The organism is Campylobacter sp. TTU-622, from assembly GCF_016598965.1.
Lineage (GTDB): Bacteria > Campylobacterota > Campylobacteria > Campylobacterales > Campylobacteraceae > Campylobacter_D.
The window spans coordinates 1-1,849 of sequence record NZ_JAENKR010000142.1 but is presented as its reverse complement, the minus strand read 5'-3'; the positions used below and the strand labels follow the sequence as shown (position 1 = coordinate 1,849).

Annotated in this window: 2 protein-coding genes and 1 pseudogene; 1 reads left to right on the top strand and 2 read right to left on the bottom strand. The window is 23.1% G+C overall.

From position 1 onward, the window contains the following. Window positions 1–640, top strand: a 640-nt coding sequence (locus tag JG677_RS07990) for a hypothetical protein (protein ID WP_200286103.1), incomplete at its 5' end; no start/stop codon positions are given. Here JG677_RS07990 and JG677_RS07985 read toward each other — a convergent pair. Beyond that, the gene (locus JG677_RS07985; RefSeq protein WP_200286102.1) at window positions 632–1,672 is read right to left on the bottom strand and encodes a glycosyltransferase family 4 protein; all 1,041 of its coding nucleotides are present in this window, start codon (window positions 1,670–1,672) and stop codon (window positions 632–634) included. The two genes, JG677_RS07990 and JG677_RS07985, sit on opposite strands and share 9 nt — an antisense overlap. Continuing rightward, window positions 1,673–1,849: pseudogene (locus tag JG677_RS07980) on the bottom strand (glycosyltransferase family 2 protein); the annotation flags it as partial.

Below are 1,849 nucleotides of genomic sequence, written 5' to 3'. Positions count from 1 at the left end.
TTATGCGAGTTCTCGTTATATTACTTTCTTAGACCCTGATGATACTTTGGCTTTAAATGCTTGTGAGTTAGCTTTAAAAGAGATTAAAGAAGCCAATTTATTAAGATTTGGCTTTGCTAAAATTGATGAAATGGGGGGGGGTATAGAAGAAAATCTGCCAGATTATAAAAATTATGAAGAATTAAAAAATATTATAGAACAATCCTCTTATAAATACTTATGGAATATTTGGGGAATTTTATTTAAAAAAGATTTTTATCTTCATACTATAAAACATCTATCTTCTTATAAAATAAATATGGCAGAAGATCTTTTAGCTTTTGCATTTCTTATTAACCCTAGTATAAAAACTGCTAATTTTATAGGATATTTTTATAGGATTAACGAAAATTCTTTAACTTTAAAAAAAACTAAAGAACAACTACAAAAAAATTTAAAAGATTATAAAGAAATTACAAACATAATTGAAAATTCAAATTTAGAACAATTTATCATTAAAGAATTTAGCTTTTATCTTTATAAAGAAATTATTAAATTATCTTATGATTTAAACGAAATTTCATATTTAAAATATAAATTACTTAAAAAGAAAATTAAATTTTATAATTTTTTTAAAAAACTAAAGCACAAGTTAAGATAAGTTTTCTTGCCATTTTTTAAAAACAGCCTCTTTAGAAAATTTAAGTTTTATAAGCTCTTTTGCTTTTTCTCCCATATTTTTACGCAAATTTGAATCATCCATTAAAAGTCTCAACTTTAAAGCAAATTTTTCTAAATCTCCATCTTTAACCAAAAATCCACTTTTTTCATCTTCTATAATATCACTAGGACCAGAATTTATATCAAAAGCAATACAAGGTAAAGCAAAAGAACTAGCTTCAAGCAAACTCATAGGTAAACCTTCAAAATAACTTGCCATTACATAAATACTTGCACTTAAATATTCCTTTTCAATTTCTTTGACAAAAGGCTTTATCATTACATTTTCAATTTTTTCTTTTTTTATTTTATCCAAAAGTCCTTCTCTGGCTTCACCCTCTCCTACTATATAAAGTTTCCATTCTTTATATTTATCATTTTTTTGACAAAACTTCCATATATCTAAAAGTCTAAAAAAGCCTTTTTGATCTTCATTGGTCATTCTACCTATAGAAAGTATAGTTTTTTGTTCTAAATTTGCATTTTCTTTAGGTAAAGATGATAAAAAATTTGGTATCACTCTTATATCTTTATAGTATTTTTGATAAATATTAAGCTCTTTAAAAGAAAGAATAATCAAAGTATCAAAAAATTGATCTCTTTTTAAACGTTTAAAACGAAGGTGAACTATCTTTAAATAACGTGTATTTTTATTTTTAAAAAAAGGAAATTGTGTGCAATTATTATAAATAATATAATCTTTATCTTTATACTTATTTTTAATAACAAAACTTTCATAATATTTATAAACAAATTTATAAAATCCCTTTTTAATTTCATCGTGACCTTTTTGATGAAAAAAACTAATTTTTATATTGGGATTGATAAAAAAATAAGGTTTTTCATTCTCCTTATAAAAACTTAAAATTTCAATATCCAAACCCTTATCATAAAAAAGATTAGCTAAATTGCTTACAACTCTTTCAGCTCCTCCCTTTAAGGTGATATCTCCAATAATAAGTAAAATTTTCATTCATCTCCAATCTATTTTTTTATTTTTTATAGTATCTAAATAAATCTGATGATTGATTTCAAGCATATTTTTAGCATTTTCTTTATGATAAAGATGATAAGCTAAGGCATTAAATTTAAGTCTTCTAAAATTACCATTATTAAATAAAAACCTTGCTACAAATTCACTATCTTCCCT

Excerpts from the sequence above, each read along its gene's own strand:
- JG677_RS07985 (WP_200286102.1), bottom strand. The coding sequence starts at position 1,672 with ATGAAAATTTTACTTATTATTGGAGATATCACCTTAAAGGGAGGAGCT.